General features: G+C 64.6%; 15 protein-coding genes. 7 read left to right on the forward strand and 8 right to left on the reverse strand.

Going from position 1 to position 16,280, the window contains the following annotated elements:
• Positions 1-182: 182 nt before the first annotated feature.
• Positions 183-743, reverse strand: coding sequence for a MarR family winged helix-turn-helix transcriptional regulator (locus tag PMN64_RS10980; RefSeq protein WP_411780700.1), 561 nt, complete (start codon positions 741-743; stop codon positions 183-185).
• 182 nt (positions 744-925) lie between these two features.
• Between PMN64_RS10980 and PMN64_RS10985 the strand changes: the two genes are divergently transcribed.
• The 5 genes from PMN64_RS10985 to fahA all read left to right on the forward strand — a co-directional run bounded on the left by PMN64_RS10985 (position 926) and on the right by fahA (position 6,507).
• Positions 926-2,554: an FAD-dependent oxidoreductase gene (locus PMN64_RS10985; protein ID WP_411780701.1), complete on the forward strand. Its 1,629-nt coding sequence runs from the start codon at positions 926-928 to the stop codon at positions 2,552-2,554.
• A gap of 9 nt (positions 2,555-2,563) precedes the next feature.
• A complete protein-coding gene (locus PMN64_RS10990; RefSeq protein WP_028344094.1) occupies positions 2,564-2,797 on the forward strand; it encodes a DUF2783 domain-containing protein in 234 nt (77 codons plus the stop codon).
• 28 nt (positions 2,798-2,825) lie between these two features.
• Complete coding sequence (locus PMN64_RS10995; RefSeq protein ID WP_028344095.1) at positions 2,826-3,779, forward strand: MBL fold metallo-hydrolase; 954 nt, start codon at positions 2,826-2,828, stop codon at positions 3,777-3,779.
• 2 nt (positions 3,780-3,781) lie between these two features.
• Positions 3,782-5,128, forward strand: coding sequence for a homogentisate 1,2-dioxygenase (hmgA, locus tag PMN64_RS11000; protein ID WP_411780702.1), 1,347 nt, complete (start codon positions 3,782-3,784; stop codon positions 5,126-5,128).
• 107 nt (positions 5,129-5,235) lie between these two features.
• Positions 5,236-6,507, forward strand: coding sequence for a fumarylacetoacetase (gene fahA, locus PMN64_RS11005; protein WP_411780703.1), 1,272 nt, complete (start codon positions 5,236-5,238; stop codon positions 6,505-6,507).
• Positions 6,508-6,760: 253 nt separating this feature from the next.
• Here fahA and PMN64_RS11010 read toward each other — a convergent pair whose 3' ends face one another.
• Entirely contained in the window at positions 6,761-7,072 is a 312-nt protein-coding gene (locus PMN64_RS11010; protein ID WP_304498202.1) for a DUF1272 domain-containing protein, read from the reverse strand.
• Positions 7,073-7,153: 81 nt separating this feature from the next.
• Positions 7,154-7,630: an Lrp/AsnC family transcriptional regulator gene (locus PMN64_RS11015; RefSeq protein ID WP_411780704.1), complete on the reverse strand. Its 477-nt coding sequence runs from the start codon at positions 7,628-7,630 to the stop codon at positions 7,154-7,156.
• A 123-nt stretch (positions 7,631-7,753) separates the two neighbouring features.
• Here PMN64_RS11015 and hppD point away from each other — a divergent pair, with 123 nt between their 5' ends.
• Positions 7,754-8,872, forward strand: a complete 1,119-nt coding sequence (hppD, locus tag PMN64_RS11020; protein WP_411780705.1) for a 4-hydroxyphenylpyruvate dioxygenase — start codon at positions 7,754-7,756, stop codon at positions 8,870-8,872.
• 186 nt (positions 8,873-9,058) lie between these two features.
• On the opposite strand, the gene PMN64_RS11025 is transcribed toward hppD, so the two are convergent.
• The 5 genes from PMN64_RS11025 to PMN64_RS11045 form a co-directional block, all read right to left on the reverse strand.
• Positions 9,059-10,171 carry a CaiB/BaiF CoA transferase family protein gene (locus PMN64_RS11025; protein ID WP_411780706.1) on the reverse strand — a complete coding sequence of 371 codons (1,113 nt, stop codon included), beginning with the start codon at positions 10,169-10,171 and terminating at the stop codon, positions 9,059-9,061.
• Positions 10,172-10,405: 234 nt separating this feature from the next.
• On the reverse strand, positions 10,406-11,206 hold the full coding sequence (locus PMN64_RS11030) for an FAD binding domain-containing protein (protein ID WP_411780707.1): 801 nt from the start codon (positions 11,204-11,206) through the stop codon (positions 10,406-10,408).
• A 13-nt stretch (positions 11,207-11,219) separates the two neighbouring features.
• Complete coding sequence (locus PMN64_RS11035) at positions 11,220-13,559, reverse strand: xanthine dehydrogenase family protein molybdopterin-binding subunit (protein WP_411780708.1); 2,340 nt, start codon at positions 13,557-13,559, stop codon at positions 11,220-11,222.
• A gap of 90 nt (positions 13,560-13,649) precedes the next feature.
• The gene (locus PMN64_RS11040; protein ID WP_028335209.1) at positions 13,650-14,135 is read right to left on the reverse strand and encodes a (2Fe-2S)-binding protein; all 486 of its coding nucleotides are present in this window, start codon (positions 14,133-14,135) and stop codon (positions 13,650-13,652) included.
• Between the two features lie 268 nt (positions 14,136-14,403).
• Positions 14,404-14,604, reverse strand: coding sequence for a hypothetical protein (locus tag PMN64_RS11045; RefSeq protein WP_245288893.1), 201 nt, complete (start codon positions 14,602-14,604; stop codon positions 14,404-14,406).
• On the opposite strand from PMN64_RS11045, the gene PMN64_RS11050 reads away from it, so the two are divergent.
• Positions 14,588-16,255 (forward strand): PQQ-dependent dehydrogenase, methanol/ethanol family, encoded by a 1,668-nt coding sequence (locus PMN64_RS11050; protein ID WP_411780729.1) that lies wholly within the window; start codon positions 14,588-14,590, stop codon positions 16,253-16,255. The genes PMN64_RS11045 and PMN64_RS11050 overlap by 17 nt on opposite strands.
• Positions 16,256-16,280 lie beyond the last annotated feature (25 nt).

The raw sequence follows: 16,280 nt of genomic DNA on the forward strand, positions 1-16,280 counted from the left end.
GCTCTCCCTCGAATCTTTGCAAATCCGATGGAATCACACCCCACTGAGATCACTCACCCATTTTTCAGTCAGGCTCTCAGGATGACGGGTTTCGACAGGGCGTAGGCTCATGTTGAACCGGCGCGCGATGTCACCTCCAGCGTCGTCCTGGCTTTCGCCAGGACGACAGCGGAGTGTGGGGTTTAATACGAATCCTTGGCGTCGGCCTCTTCACTGGTTTGCACCAGCTCGAGGCTGCTCTCGACCTTGCCGAGCAGGCGGCCGAGGTCGCGGCGTTCCTGTGCGGAGAGGCAGGACAGGATGTCCTGTTCCTTGCGCAGCAGGCGCGGGATCAGCTCCTCATAGAGCGCCTGGCCCGCTTTGGTCAGTCGCAGACGGAATTCGCGGCGGTCGTCGGCGTTCTCGACGCGCTCGACGATCTCGCGCTCCATCAGCGCCGACACCGCGCGGCTGATGGTGGATTTATGGGTGCGTGTGCAGTGCGCGATATACTGCGCGCTGCAGGGATCGCTGCGGAAGCCGAGCGTTGCGAGCACGCGCCACTCCGGAATGTCGAGGCCGTAGCGCGCCTGATACTCGCTCGACAGGGCCGAGGACACCTCGGCCGCCAGCCGGTTCAGGCGGAACGGCATGAAATGGAAGAGATCGAGGCGCTTCTTCGTCGGCGCGATCGTGTCGCGCACCTCCGCTTCCACGGCACTGCGCGGGCGGGCTGGAGGCTGGCTTGCAGAGGTCCGTGCCAAAAATCCCTCCAATTTGAGTTGACGGCAGCCCCGACTGGGGGTTTAAGATAGTTGCAAGTGAGACTAATTTAGCAAGGTCGCGGCCGGCTCGCAAGGTCCTGGTCGCAAGCAGTCACACAAGACCGCAGCCCAAGCCACAGATTAAAGGCCGGCGGCGCAAGGGAAACATCCAGGGTCACGCAATGGCACACGCCAACACGGCACAGGCCAAAACCCAGTTCGGCTATCGCCGTCATCCCGACCAGGAGCGCTCGGGCGCCAACGTCGCGGAGCATCCCGTCGTCGTGGTCGGCGCCGGGCCGGTGGGATTGTCGCTCGCGATCGATCTCGCGCAGCGCGGCCAGCGCGTGGTGCTGCTCGACGATGCCGACCGGATCGGCGAAGGCTCGCGCGCGATCTGCTTCTCGAAGCGCTCGCTGGAGTTCTGGGATCGCCTCGGCGTCGGCGACCGCATGGTCGAGAAAGGCGTGGTGTGGAGCGTCGGCAAAATCTTCCACGGCGCCTCGCAGCTCTACCAGTTCAATTTGCTTCCCGAGGAAGGCCACAAGCGGCCCGCCTTCATCAACCTGCAGCAGTTCTACGCCGAGGCCTATCTGGTCGACCGGGTCGGGCAACTGCCTGAAATCGACCTGCGCTGGCGCAACAAGGTGATCGCGCTGGAGAGCCGCAACGACCGCGTTGCGCTGACCATCGCAACTCCCGATGGCTCCTACCAGGTGCACGCGGCCTTCGTCGTCGCCTGCGATGGCGCCCGCTCGTCGCTGCGACAGATGGTCGGCGCGGAGTTCGCAGGCCAGGTGTTCGAGGACCAGTTCCTGATCGCCGACGTCAAGATGACGGCGGCGTTCCCGACCGAGCGCTGGTTCTGGTTCGATCCGCCGTTCCATGCCGGACGCTCGGCGCTGCTGCACAAGCAGCCGGACGACATCTGGCGGATCGATCTGCAGCTCAACCCGGACGCCGATCCGGTGGCCGAGAAGCAACCCGAGAATGTCCGGCCGCGGATCGAGCGCATGCTCGGCCACGACAAGTTCGAGTTCGAATGGATCTCGCTCTACAAGTTCCAGTGCCGCCGGATGGCCAAGTTCATCCACGGCCGGGTGATCTTTGCCGGGGATTCCGCCCACCAGGTCTCGCCGTTCGGCGCGCGCGGTGCCAATTCCGGGCTCGAGGACGCCGAGAATCTGGCGTGGAAGCTCGACCGCGTGCTGCGCCGGCTGTCGCCGGAGGGCTTGCTGGAGAGCTATCACATCGAGCGCAGCGCGGCGGCGGACGAGAACATCCGCGAGTCCACTCGCTCGACCGACTTCATGGCGCCGGTGACGAAACAGGAAGCGCGGCTGCGCCAAGCCGTGCTGTCGCTCGCCAAGGATACCGAGTTCGGCAAGCGCATGGTCAATGGCGGGCGGCTCTCGGTGCCGTCGGTCTACGACACGCCGCTGTCGAGCGGCGATCGCGACGATTGGCGCGGCGGCCCGCGGCCGGGCGCCTCGATGCCGGATGCGCCGGTGACGGAGCAGGGCGGCGGTTCCACCTACCTGACCGATGTTTTCATCAGACAGGGAACGCGCTTCACGCTGCTGGAGTTTGGCAATGGCGCTGCGGTCGATGTCCCCGACGGCGTCGGCAGCATCCGGATCGGCGGCGAGGATGGGCTGGTCGACGCGCAGGGCCTTGCCGGCAAGCGCTACGACGCCGAGCCCGGCACCGCCTATCTGCTGCGGCCGGACGGCTATGTCGCGGCCCGCTTCCGCAACGCGGCGCGGCCGGCGCTTGATGCGGCGCTGGCGCGCGCCGCCGGCCTGAACTGAGGAGCAGTCATGGCGCTGTCGACCGGTTCGAACTTCGCAAAGCCCGATGACGCCTTCCGCGCCATCGTCGAGGCGCATCGCGGCCTCACCGAGGCGCAGAGCGCCGATCTCGATGCCGCGCTGGTCCTGGTGCTCGCCAACCATATCGGCGATCTCGACGTGCTGCGCGAGGCGATCGCGCTGGCGAAGCGGCGGATGCCGGACGCCAGCCAGCAGCAACAGCAGCAACAGCAACAACAATAGCACTGAGCAAACGGACAGGATTGAACCGATGGCCAAAGGTTTCGCATCGACCACGGATCTCGCGGAGAAGAAGGTCACCTTCTCGGAGATCGGCACCGATCTCTACGCCTTCACCGCCGAGGGCGATCCCAACACCGCCGTGATCGTCGGCGACGACGGCTGCCTGGTGTTCGACGCGCAGGCGACGCCGGCGATGGCGAACAAGGTGATCGAGCGGGTCAAGACCGTCACCGACAAGCCGATCAAATATGTCGTGCTGTCGCATTATCACGCGGTGCGGGTGCTCGGCGCCTCCGCCTATCACGCGCAGGGCATCGTGGCCTCGCAGGAAACCTATCGCCTGATCGAGGAGCGCGGCCAGCAAGATTGGGATTCCGAATATGGCCGCTTCCCGCGGCTGTTCCAGGATGCCGCGAGCATTCCCGGCCTGACCTGGCCGACGCTGACCTTCGAAGGCGAGATGTCGATCTATCTCGGCAAGCGCGAGGTGCGGCTGATGCAGCTCGGCGCCGGCCATACCTCGGGCGACATCGTCGCCTGGGTGCCGGATGCCGAGGTGATGTTCTCGGGCGATCTGATCGAATATCACTCGGCCTGCTATTGCGGCGATGCGCATCTGCGCGAATGGCCGACGACCTTGAACGAGATCCGCGCCTTCAATCCGAAGGCGATCGCGCCGGGCCGCGGCGATGCGCTGAAGGGCCTCGCCACCGGCCGCGATGCGATCGCGATGACCCGCGATTTCGTCACCACGCTCTACGGCGCCGCCGAATCGTCCGTCGCCAAGGGCCGCAGCCTGAAGGAATCGATGGCGGCGACGCGCGAGGTGATGGATCCGAAGTTCTCGAAGTTTGCGATCTACGAGCACTGCCTGCCGTTCAACGTTTCGCGTGCCTATGACGAGGCGTCCGGGATCGACGATCCCGTGATCTGGACCGACAAGCGCGACCAGGAAATGTGGGCCGCCCTGCAAGGAGGATAGTGATGAACATCAATACCTCGCCTGATCAGATCGTTCGCAGCTCAGGGCAAGTCACCCCGGGCTACATGTCCGGCTTCGGCAACAGCTTCGAGACCGAGGCCTTGCCCGGCGCACTGCCGATGGGGCGCAACTCGCCGCAGCGCTGCGCCTACGGGCTCTATGCCGAGCAATTGTCCGGCTCGCCGTTCACGGCGCCGCGCGGCACCAATGAGCGCTCCTGGCTGTATCGCATCCGCCCGTCGGTGCGGCATTCCGGCCGTTTCGCCAAGGCCGATGCCGGGCTGTGGCGCACCGCGCCGTGCCACGAATACGACATGCCGATCGCACAGCTGCGCTGGGACCCCGCGCCGATCCCGAAGGAGGACATGACCTTCCTGCAGGGCGTGCAGACCATGACCACGGCGGGCGATGCCAACACCCAGGCCGGCATGGCAGCACACATCTATCTCATCACCAAATCGATGGTCGATCAGCATTTCTACAATGCCGATGGCGAGATGATGTTCGTGCTGCAGCAGGGCAATCTGCGCCTCGTCACCGAGTTCGGCCGCATCGACGCCGAGCCGGGCGAGATCGTGGTGATCCCGCGCGGCGTCAAATTCCGCGTCGAGATTCCGTCGGGACCTGCGCGCGGCTATCTTTGCGAAAATTACGGCGGCGCGTTCACGCTGCCGGAGCGCGGCCCGATCGGCGCCAATTGCCTCGCCAATTCGCGCGACTTCCTGACGCCGGTGGCTAGCTACGAGGACAAGGACACGCCGACCGAGCTCTACGTCAAGTGGGGCGGCTCGCTGTTCAAGACCACGCTGCCGCATTCGCCGATCGACGTGGTCGCCTGGCACGGCAATTACGCGCCCTACAAATACGATCTGCGCACCTTCTCGCCGGTCGGCGCGATCGCCTTCGATCATCCCGATCCTTCGATCTTCACGGTGCTGACCTCGCCGTCGGAGACCGCGGGCACCGCGAATATCGACTTCGTGATCTTCCCGGAGCGCTGGATGGTGGCCGACAACACCTTCCGTCCGCCGTGGTACCACATGAACATCATGTCCGAGTTCATGGGGCTGATCTACGGCGTCTACGACGCCAAGCCGCAGGGCTTTGTGCCCGGCGGCATCAGCTTGCACAATTGCATGCTGCCGCACGGCCCCGACCGTGAAGCCTTCGAGCACGCCAGCAACAGCGAGCTTAAGCCGGTGAAGCTGACCGGCACGATGGCCTTCATGTTCGAGACCCGCTTTCCGCAGCGCGTGACCGAACATGCGGCGACGTCGTCGACGCTGCAGGACGATTACTCGGATTGCTGGAAGGGCCTGGAGAAGAAGTTCGACCCGAACAAGCCGTGAGTTGTATTGCACGTCATCGCCGGGCTTGACCCGGCGATCCATCGCGCTTTCCGAAGATGGATGCCAGGGTCAAGCCCGGGCATGACGGCTTCTTGATTGGAGAGACCATGCCCCACCCCAACGACCCAAAACTCCGCTCCTTCATCGACGTCGCACCCACCTGCGACTTCCCGATCCAGAACCTGCCCTATGGCGTGTTCTCGTCGAAGGATGGTCTTGCGCCGCGCGTCGGCGTTGCGATCGGCGATTATGTGCTCGACCTCTGGGAGCTCGAGCAGGACTCGCGGCTCGATGTCGGGCCGCTCGGCGTGTTCTCGCAGCCGTCGCTCAACGCCTTCATGGCGCTCGGGCCGAAAGTGTGGTCGGCGACGCGGGCACGGATCAGCGAGCTGCTGCGCTCGGATCATCCGGAGCTGCGCGACAACAGGGAATTGTGGGCGCGGGCGCTGGTGCCGATGGCTGACGTCAGGCTGTACATGCCGTTTGCGGTCTCGGGCTACACCGATTTCTATTCGTCGAAGGAGCACGCCACCAATGTCGGCGTCATGTTCCGCGGCAAGGACAATGCGCTGCAGCCGAACTGGCTGCATATGCCGATCGGCTATAACGGCCGCGCCTCGACCGTTGTGGTTGGCGGCACCAAGGTGCGGCGTCCGCGCGGCCAGCTGAAGCCGCCGACTGCTGAGGTGCCGAGCTTCGGGGCCTGCAAGCGGCTCGACTTCGAGCTCGAGATGGGCGTGGTCGTCGGCCAGGCCTCGCCAATGGGCGAAATGCTCACGGAGAAGCAGGCCGAGGAGATGATCTTCGGCTTCGTCATCCTCAACGACTGGAGCGCGCGCGACATCCAGCAGTGGGAGTATGTGCCGCTCGGCCCGTTCCAGGCCAAGGCGTTCGCGACCTCGATCAGCCCGTGGGTGGTGACGCGCGAGGCACTGGAGCCGTTCCGCGTGCAAGGCCCGGCGCAGCAGCCCGAGCCGCTGGCGTACCTCAAGCAGACCCAGCCGAACAACTACGACCTGCAGCTCGACGTCGCGCTGCGCACCGGCGCGATGAACGAGGCGAAGACGATCTGCAGCACCAACTTCAAATACATGTACTGGTCGTCGGTGCAGCAGCTCGTGCACCACGCTTCCAGCGGCTGCGCGATGAATGTCGGCGATCTCCTGGGCAGCGGCACGATCTCCGGCCCCGAAAAGCATCAGCGTGGCAGTCTCCTGGAAATCAGCTGGAACGGCACCGAGCCGGTCGAGCTCGCCAGCGGCGTCACGCGCTCGTTCCTTGAAAACGGCGATTCACTGGTGATGCGCGGCTGGTGCCAGGGCGACGGCTATCGTGTCGGCTTCGGCGAGGTCGAAGGCACGATCGTCGCGGCGGAGTAGCTCTCCGCGTATTCCGCGGCTTCACCTCCCCTTGAAAAAGGGGAGGTCGGTTGCGCAGCAAACCGGGTGGGGATCCGCTCTCTCCGCGAACGCCGGCGCCCGCGGCTGACCCCCATCCCACCTTCCCCCTTTCAGGGGGAAGGAGCCCGACAGCGGGGCCGTCATTGCGAGGAGCGAAGCGACGAAGCAATCCATCCATCCGCGTCATGGAGAGAATGGATTGCTTCGCTTCGCTCGCAATGACGAGTGAGTCTCACCGCTCCTCGGGCCTGACATCCTTCAGCCGCGCGGTATTCGCCGCGACGTCCTCGAGGCTGTACTTCAGATGCACCCGCTTGTCCGACGGCGGCTGGTTCACGGTGCAGACGCCCGGCCGCCACGGCTTGGCCGGGCGGATCGGCCGCGGCGCAAAACCGCCGCCGCAGTTCGGGCAGACATTGCCGAGCTTGGTCTCGGCGCAATCCGCACAGAACGTGCATTCATAGGAGCAGATCCGCGCGTCGGTTGCGCTGGGTGGCAGGTCCTTGTCGCAATATTCGCAGTTCGGTCGCAGCTGCAGCGCCATGGTTCGTCTCTCTTGCCGTTGCCGGAATGATCGCAAGCCAAGCCGCAAAAGCGAATGGCGGATTTCCCTCGATTTGAGCCATCACGCCTGTAGCGACTTCAGCGGCAGCCTGGTGCTCTCCTTCAGGCGGTCGAGCACGATCGACGAGCGCACGTGGGCCACGCTCTGGTGCGGCATCAGCACGTTGTTGACGATGTCGGACAGGCTCTTGAGGTCGCGCAGCATCACCTTGAGCACGTAGTCGGCATCCCCGGTCAGTGCGTAGGCTTCCTGGATGTCGTCGACGCGGTTGACCAGCTCGCGAAACCGCTTGGCGTTGTCGGGCGAGTGGGTCGCCAGCGTGATGTGGATGAAGGCGGTCAGGCCGAAGCCGAGCGCCTCGCCGGCGAGCTCGGCGTGGTAGCCGGCGATGACCTTCTCCTCCTCCAGCCGCATCCGTCGCCGCGAGCATTGCGATGCCGACAGCCCGACGAGATCGGCCAGCTGCTGGTTGGTCAGCCGGCCGTCGTCCTGCAGCGCGGCGAGCATTTTCAGGTCGAAGGCATCGACTTCTGGCATGCGCATAATGTCCATTTTATGCACGGATCGTGCGCGAGAATAACAAAATGGGGCCTATTTTGCACGCACATTGCGGAGCAAGTGACGGAAATTGATCTCCAGACAAACTGGGGAGTTACCGCCATGGGTCCGTTTCCGCACGATGCACCGCCGGCCGAGATCAGCACCGAGAACCCGATGGGCACCGACGGCTTCGAGTTCGTCGAATACGCCCACCCGAATCCGGCGGAGCTGCACGCGCTTTTCAAGCTGATGGGCTTTGTCGCGGTTGCCCGCCACCGGACCAAGGCAATCACGGTCTATCGCCAGGGCGACATCAACTATCTCGTCAATGAGCAGCCGGGTAGCCACGGCTTCAACTTCGTCGCCGCGCACGGCCCCTGCGCGCCGTCGATGGCGTTCCGCGTCGTCGACGCGAAGCATGCCTATGAGCGCGCGATCGCGCTCGGCGCCGAGCCGGCGGATGTCGCGTCCAAAGCCAAGGCGCTCGATGTGCCCGCGATCAAGGGCATCGGCGGCAGCCTGCTCTATTTCGTCGACCGCTACGGCGCCAAGGGTTCGGCCTATGATGCCGAGTTCGAGTGGCTCGGCGCGGCCAACCCGCGCCCCGCGGGCTCGGGCCTGTATTACGTCGATCACCTTACCCACAACGTCCATCGCGGCCGCATGGATGTCTGGACCGGCTTCTATGCAAAGCTGTTCAACTTTCGCCAGATCCGCTTCTTCGACATCGAGGGCCGGGCGTCCGGCCTGTTCTCCCGCGCGCTGACCAGCCCGGACGGCAAGATCCGGATCCCGATCAATGAGGACGCCGGCGATTCCGGTCAGATCGAGGAATATCTCAACGTCTATCGCGGCGAGGGCATCCAGCACATCGCCTGCGGCGCGCGCGACATCCACGCGACCGTCGAGAGGTTGCGCGCCGACGGCCTGCCGTTCATGCCGTCGCCGCCCGACACTTATTTCGAGCGGATCGACGCTCGCCTGCCCAAGCATGGCGAGGACGTCGCGCGGCTCAAGACCAACGGCATCCTGATCGACGGCGAGGGCGTGGTCGACGGCGATCAGACCAAGGTGCTGCTGCAGATCTTCTCGGCCAACGCGATCGGGCCGATCTTCTTCGAGTTCATCCAGCGCAAGGGCGACGACGGCTTCGGCGAAGGCAACTTCAAGGCGCTGTTCGAATCGATCGAGGAAGACCAGATCCGCCGCGGTGTGCTGAAGGTCGATCACGCGGCGTGAGCAGCGCATAGCGCGCCACGCCAGCGCACAGCAAAAGGTGTCGTCCCTGCGAAAGCAGGGACCCATACCGCGGAATCTATCGAGTGTGCCGGGTCGTAGTCCCGCGGAAATAGCCGCGCGCCACAACCGCGTCTCGTGGTTATGGGTCCCGGCTCGCGCTTCGCTTGGCCGGGACGACAACGAGATTTACTTCGCTGATTTCCAAGCCGCCATCACATCGCCAATGCTCGCCAGCTCCGGCTCGCGGATTGCCGATGGCGTACGCGAGAAGCGTGGCGCGGGGGCGGGCTGGGTGACGCCGTGGCGTTCGACGAACACCTGGCGCGCCGCCATGTGCGGATGCTTCGGGGCTTCCTCCATGGTCAGGATCGGCGCGAAGCAGATGTCGGTGCCTTCCATGATCGTGCACCAGTCCGCGCGCGATTTGCTCTTGAATACCTTCTCCAGCTTCTCCTTCAGCGCCGGCCAGGCCTTGCGGTCCATCTGCGCGTCGAAATCGGCGTCGGTCAGGTCGGCATGCTTGCGCAGCAGCGCGTAGAACTGCGGCTCGATCGAGCCGATCGAGATGAAGTTGCCGCAGGAGCATTCGTAGACGCCGTAGAAATGCGCGCCGCCGTCCAGGAAATTCTGGTCGCGACCACCGCTCCAGCGGCCCTGCGCGGCCATGTCGTAGAACATCGACATCAGCGAGGCCGCGCCGTCGCACATCGCGGTATCGACCACCTGGCCCTTGCCGGACTTCTGCGCTTCCAAGAGCGCCGCGAGCACGCCGACCACGAGGTAGAGCGCGCCGCCGCCGAAATCGCCGACCAGGTTGAGCGGCGGCACCGGCTTCTCCTTGGTGCCGATCGCAGCCAGCGCGCCCGTGATCGAGATGTAGTTGATGTCATGGCCGGCGACATTCGCCAGCGGGCCCTCCTGGCCCCAGCCGGTCATGCGGCCATAGACCAGTTTTGGATTGCGCGCGAGCACGACATCAGGGCCGAGGCCGAGGCGCTCCATCACACCGGGCCGAAAGCCTTCGATCAGCGCGTCGGCATGGCCGAGCAGGTCGAGCGCTTCGGCGACGGCCGCCTTGTTCTTGAGGTCGAGCTCGATGACCTTGCGGCCGCGGGTTGCAACCGCCTTCAGATTCTTGCCGGCACCGACCCGATCGAGCGTGATGACCTCGGCGCCCATGTCGGCAAGCAGCATGCAGGCGAACGGGCCGGGGCCGATGCCGGCGAATTCGACGATCCGGAAGCCGGCGAGCGGGCCCGAGGTGCGGGCAGCGGTCTGGGAGGCAGGTTTATCGAGCACGTTGTTCTTCCGTTGGTTGCGGGGCGCTAGGCGGCTGAGATGTCGCGGCTGGCTTGGTTGCCGAACTTCATGCGTTCTCCCAGCCGTCCGTGAGACGGTATTTTTAATTAGCTGATTAGCTAAATTGTCTCGCCTAATGCGGGATGTGGCAAGCACCTTTTGTCCTGTGCCGCCGGTAAAAACGAGAACGGCGCGCATCGCTGCGCGCCGTTGCAGAGTTGTGTTTAGGCGCTATCAGCCCGCGGCGGCGACCGCCCGCTGTGCCATCACCTTCACCAAATTGGCGCGGTAATCCGCCGAGCCGTGGATGTCGGCGAGCAGGCCGCTCGCCGGGATCGTGACGCTGTCGAGCGCCGAGGCGGCCCAGTTCGCCTTCAGCGCCTGCTCGATCGGCGCGACCCGCATGACGCCGCTCTGCGACGCACCGGTTGCCGCCGCGCGGACGTCACCAGCTTTGGTCCTGGCGACGAACACGCCGGTCAGGGCAAAACGCGAGGCGGGATTGGGAAACTTGGCGTAGCCCGCCTTGGCCGGGACCGGGAACGATACCGCGGTGATGATCTCGCCATCCTCGAGCGCCGTCGTGAACAGGCCCTTGAAGTAGTCCTCCGCCGCGATCGACCGCTTGTTGGTCTTGATCGTCGCGCCCAGCGCCAGCACCGCCGCCGGATAATCCGCCGCCGGATCGTTGTTGGCGAGCGAGCCGCCGATGGTGCCGCGATAGCGCACGGCGGGATCGCCGATCATCGACGCCAGATTGGCGAGCGCGGGGATCGCCTTCTGCACGGCGTCGCTTTGCGCCACATCGTAATGCGGCGTCGCGGCCTTGATGGTGACCGTGTCGGCGGAGACCTCGATGCCGATCATCTCCTGCACCTTGGAGAGGTCGATCAAGTCGGAAGGCGCGGCAAGACGCTGCTTCATCACCGGAAGCAGAGTTTGTCCGCCGGCGAGGAATCTTGATTCCGCGCCTTTGGCGAAGGTTGCGGCGGCGTCAGCGACCGAGGAAGCGCGATGATAATTTGTCTCGTACATGGCTCTTCCTCCCTCAACCGTGAATGGCGTGCCAGACGCGATCGGGCGTCGCCGGCATTTCCAGCTTGTTGTTGCCGATGGCGTCCGTGATCGCGTTGATCACGGCAGCAGAGGCGCCGATCGCGCCGGCTTCGCCGCAGCCCTTGACGCCGAGCGGGTTGCCCGGACACAGCGTCGTGGTGTGGGAGAGCTGGAACGAGGGCAGGTCGTCCGCGCGCGGCATGGTGTAGTCCATGAACGACGCGGTCATGAGCTGACCGGTGCCGTCATAGACCACGCCTTCGAGCAGTGCCTGGCCGATGCCCTGCGCAAGACCGCCATGGACCTGGCCTTCGACGATCATCGGGTTGATCAACCGGCCGAAATCGTCGGCCGCCACGAAGTCGACAAAGGAGGTCTTGCCGGTGCTCGGATCGACCTCGAGCTCGCAAATATAGGCGCCGGCCGGGAAGGTGAAGTTGGTCGGGTCGTAGAACGCCGTCTCCTTCAGGCCGGGCTCCATGCCGTCGGGCAAATTGTGCGCGGTGTAGGCGGCGAGCGCGACCATCGGCAGCGCGATCGACTTGTCGGTGCCGGTGACCTTGAACTCGCCGTTCTCGATCACGATGTCGCTCTCGGACGCCTCGAGCGCATGCGCCGCGATCTTCTTGGCCTTGGCCTCGACCTTCTCCATCGCCTTCACGATCGCCGTACCGCCGACCGCGAGCGAGCGCGAGCCGTAGGTGCCCATGCCGAACTGCACCTTGTCGGTGTCGCCATGGACGATCGAGACCTGGCTGATCGGCACGCCGAGCCGCTCTGCGATGATCTGGCAGAACGTCGTTTCGTGGCCCTGGCCGTGGCTGTGCGAACCGGTGAGCACCTCGATGGTGCCGACCGGGTTGACGCGGATCTCAGCCGACTCCCACAGGCCGACGCCGGCGCCGAGACTGCCGACCGCCTTCGACGGCGCGATGCCGCAGGCCTCGATGTAGCAGGAGATGCCGATGCCGCGCAGCTTGCCGTCGGCTTTCGCCTTGGCCTTGCGGGCCGGGAAGCCGGCATAGTCGATCGCCTTCATCGCGGCATCGATCGAGGCGTGGAAGTCGCCGATGTCATAGGCCATGATCACAGGCGTCTGATACGGGAACTGGGTGATGAAGTTCTTCTTGCGCAGCTCGGTCGGATCGACCTTCAACTGCCGTGCCGCCGTCTCCATCATGCGCTCGATCAGATAGCTCGCCTCGGGACGGCCGGCGCCGCGGTAGGCGTCGACCGGCGTGGTGTTGGTGTAGACGCCGATCACCTCGGCATAGATCGCCGGAATCACGTACTGGCCCGACAGCAGCGTCGCGTAGAGATAGGTCGGCACCGCCGAGGAGAACAGCGACATATAGGCGCCGAAATTGGCGTGGGTCTTCACCCGCAGGCCGAGGATCTTGTTGTCCTTGTCGAACGCCAACTCCGCCTTCGAGACATGGTCGCGGCCATGCGCGTCGGTGAGGAAGGCTTCTGAACGGTCGCCGGTCCACTTCACCGGGCGACCCACCTTCTTCGAGGCCCACAGCGCCACCATCTCTTCGGGATAGATGTAGATCTTGGAGCCGAAGCCGCCGCCGACGTCGGGCGCGATCACGCGCAGCTTGTGCTCGGGCGCGATGTTGTAGAACGCCGACAGCACGAGGCGGGCGACGTGCGGGTTCTGCGACGTCGTGTAGAGCGTGTAGTGCTCTTCGGCCTGGTCGTAATGCGCGATCGCCGCACGCGGCTCCATCGCGTTCGGCACCAGGCGGTTATTGGTGAGGTCGAGCGTCACCACATTGGCGGCCTTGCTGAACGCATCCTTGACCGCGGCTTCGTCGCCGAGATGCCAGTCATACACGATGTTGCCGGGGGCTTCGGGATGAAGCTGCGGCGCGCCCGGCTTGATTGCGGCCTTGATGTCGGCCGCTGCGGGAAGCTCTTCGTAATCGACGACGACCGCTTCGGCGGCGTCCCTGGCCTGGTTCTTGGTCTCGGCGATCACGACCGCAACCGCCTGCCCGACAAAGCGCACGGTCTCCGGCGCCATCGCCGGCCACGCGCCCATTTTCATCGGTGAGCCGTCCTTCGAGGTGATGGCCCAGCCGCAGATCAAATTGCCGACCTTGTCGTCGACGATCTGCTGTCCCGTCAGCACTGCGATCACGCCGGGCATCTTCATGGCCTCGGCGGAATCGATGCCCTTGACCTTGGCATGTGCATGCGGGCTGCGAATGAAGTGAGCGTAGCTCATGCCGACCATTTTGACGTCGTCGACGTAACGTCCTTGTCCGGTGATAAACCGGCGATCTTCCTTGCGCACGACACGTGCGCCAATTCCTTCAACACCCATTGTCTAGTCCTCCCGACCGGAGATTCGATTTGCCGCCGTTTCCATCGAGACCGGCGGTGGTGAGCTTGATCATGCGCGCTGCGTGGCGCGCTATTCGGCGGCCTGCGCAACCTTCATGCGGCCGGCAGCGTCGAGCACCGCCTTGACGATGTTGTGGTACCCGGTGCAGCGGCAGATGTTGCCTTCGAGCTCGTGGCGTACCGTTTCCTCGTCGAGCTTGCCGCCATGGCGGTGCACGATGTCGACCGCGGACATGATCATGCCGGGGGTGCAATAGCCGCACTGCAGGCCGTGATTATCGCGGAACGCCGCCTGCATCGGGTGCAGCTCGTCGCCCTTGGCGAGGCCTTCGATGGTGGTGACGTTGCAGCCCGCGGCCTGGCCGGCCAGCATGGTGCAGGATTTGACCGCCCGTCCATCGACATGGACGACGCAGGCGCCGCATTGGCTGGTATCGCAGCCGACATGGGTGCCAGTGAGGTTCAGGTTTTCGCGCAAGAGGTGCACGAGGAGGGTTCGGTCCTCAACGTCGACCGAGACCGCCTTGCCGTTTACCGTCAGTTTGACTGTAGACACGCGTCTCTCCCAATAGCTTCGTTATGGGCCCAGTAGACCACGCTTCATGTGGGTCGTAACCGCGATCAAAGTCGTAGTCGCGGCCCTGTCATGAAGGCGCCGGGCAGTGGCTCTGATCCTAGCAGGCAGCCGTTCAATGGGCAATTTGCAAGCTGCCGGCGGCGCACTCCGGCGCGACGAAATTGCCCGGCGGCGCAAGCGGTTTTCGGCAATCCGCTGGAGCCCGCGGCGCGCAAAAATCGTCGCCGCGATCGCTACTACCTTCCGCCTATAACGACGCAAAGGCGTTGCTGTCATTTTCATCGCCGACGCAGCGGCAGAAGATCGCTGGTTCATGAAATTCGGTAGCGATCCGCGCGCGCGATGCATCCATCGCGGCAACAAAACCATATTGGAGGAAGCCAATGAAGCTGAGGAGCGGGATTTTCTTTGCCGGCGTGTCGCTGGTCGCCATGGTGCTGGCAGGCATTGGTGCCTCGAAAGCGAATGATTCCGTCGTGAAGGCGGCGTCCGATCCGAACGGATGGGCAATCGCCGGCCACGACTACGGCAATACGCGCTTCAGCCCGTTGAAGCAGATCAACTCCGAGAACGCCGGCAAGCTGCAGCTGGTCTACTCGCTGTCGCTGGCTTCGCTCCGATCCAACGAATCGTCGCCGGTGGTGATCGGCAAGACGCTGTATGTGTCGACGTCGTGGGGTCCGAAATACGTCTATGCGATCGATGCCGCGACCGGCGCGCGCAAATGGACCTGGCAGCCCGACATTCCGGATGACGTGCTCCAATACGCCTGCTGCGACGTCAACAATCGTGGCGTGTCCTATGCCGACGGCAAGATCTTCGTCGGCCGGCTCGACGGCAAGCTGACCGCGCTCGACGCCGAGACCGGCAAGGAGCTCTGGACCTCGACGGTCGTCGACTACAAGCAGGGCTCGGTCATCACCTCGCCGCCGCTCATCGTCCGCGACAAGGTCATCACCGGCTTCGGCGGCGGCGAATATGGCGTCCGCGGCGCATTGCAGGCCTTTTCGCTCAAGGACGGCAAGCTGCTCTGGCAGACCCACACGGTGCCGGCACCGGGCGAGCCCGGCAGCGACACCTGGAAGGGCGACACCGGGCTGCATGGCGGCGGCGCTGCCTGGCTGGTCGGCTCCTACGATGCCAAGTCCGATACGGTCTACTGGGGTACCAGCAATCCGGGGCCGTGGAATACCGCGGTGCGCTCCACCGGCGACGGCAATTTCGGCAAGCTGACCAACCTCTACACGGCCTCGACGCTGGCGATCGATCCCAATACCGGCAAGATCAAGTGGCACATCCAGGGCACGCCGGCCGACGCATGGGACTATGACGGCGTCAACGAGCTGCTGCTCGCCGACCTCAAGATCAAGGGCGCCGAGACGCCCGTGCTGATGAAGGCGGACCGCAACGGCTTCTTCTTCGTGGCCAACCGCGAGACCGGCAAGGTGATCTCCGCGGAGAAATACGTCTTCGCCAACTGGGCCAAGAAGTGGGACATCAACACGATGCGGGCGGAAGAGGATCCGGACAAGCGTCCGGGCCCGGGCCATCCCGCCAAGGACATCTGCCCGAACCTGATCGGCGGCAAGAACTGGCAGCCGATGTCGTTCAACCCGCAGACCGGCCTCGTCTACATCCCGAGCAACAATGTCTGCATGGACTGGTCGGTCTCTGACGTGAACTACAAGCGCGGCGTGTTCTATCTCGGCGCCGAATTCCCGACCAAGCCGGGCCCCGGCGGCTTCCTCGGCGAACTCGTGGCCTGGGATCCGATCGCCAACAAGAAGGTGTGGAGCATCAAGGAAGACCTGCCCTTCAACGGCGGCACGCTGACGACCGGCGGCAATTTGGTGTTCTCCGGCAATCTGCACGGCGACTTCCGCGCCATCGATGCCAAGAACGGCAAGGTGCTGTGGAGCAAGAACCTCGGCAGCGGCATCGGCGCAGGTCCGGTGACCTATTCGGTCGACGGCAAGCAGTATGTCGCGATCGTGGTCGGACGCACCGCGGCGCTGCCGGCCTTCCTCGGCGACATCGGCAAGAAGATGGTCGCCGCGGCGCCCGAAGGCGGCTCGCTGTTCGTGTTCGCCCTGCAGTAACGATCGTCAAGGAGGCAGCATTGTC

The organism is Bradyrhizobium sp. UFLA01-814, assembly GCF_046718885.1.
In the GTDB taxonomy this organism is placed as follows: Bacteria; Pseudomonadota; Alphaproteobacteria; order Rhizobiales; family Xanthobacteraceae; genus Bradyrhizobium; species Bradyrhizobium elkanii.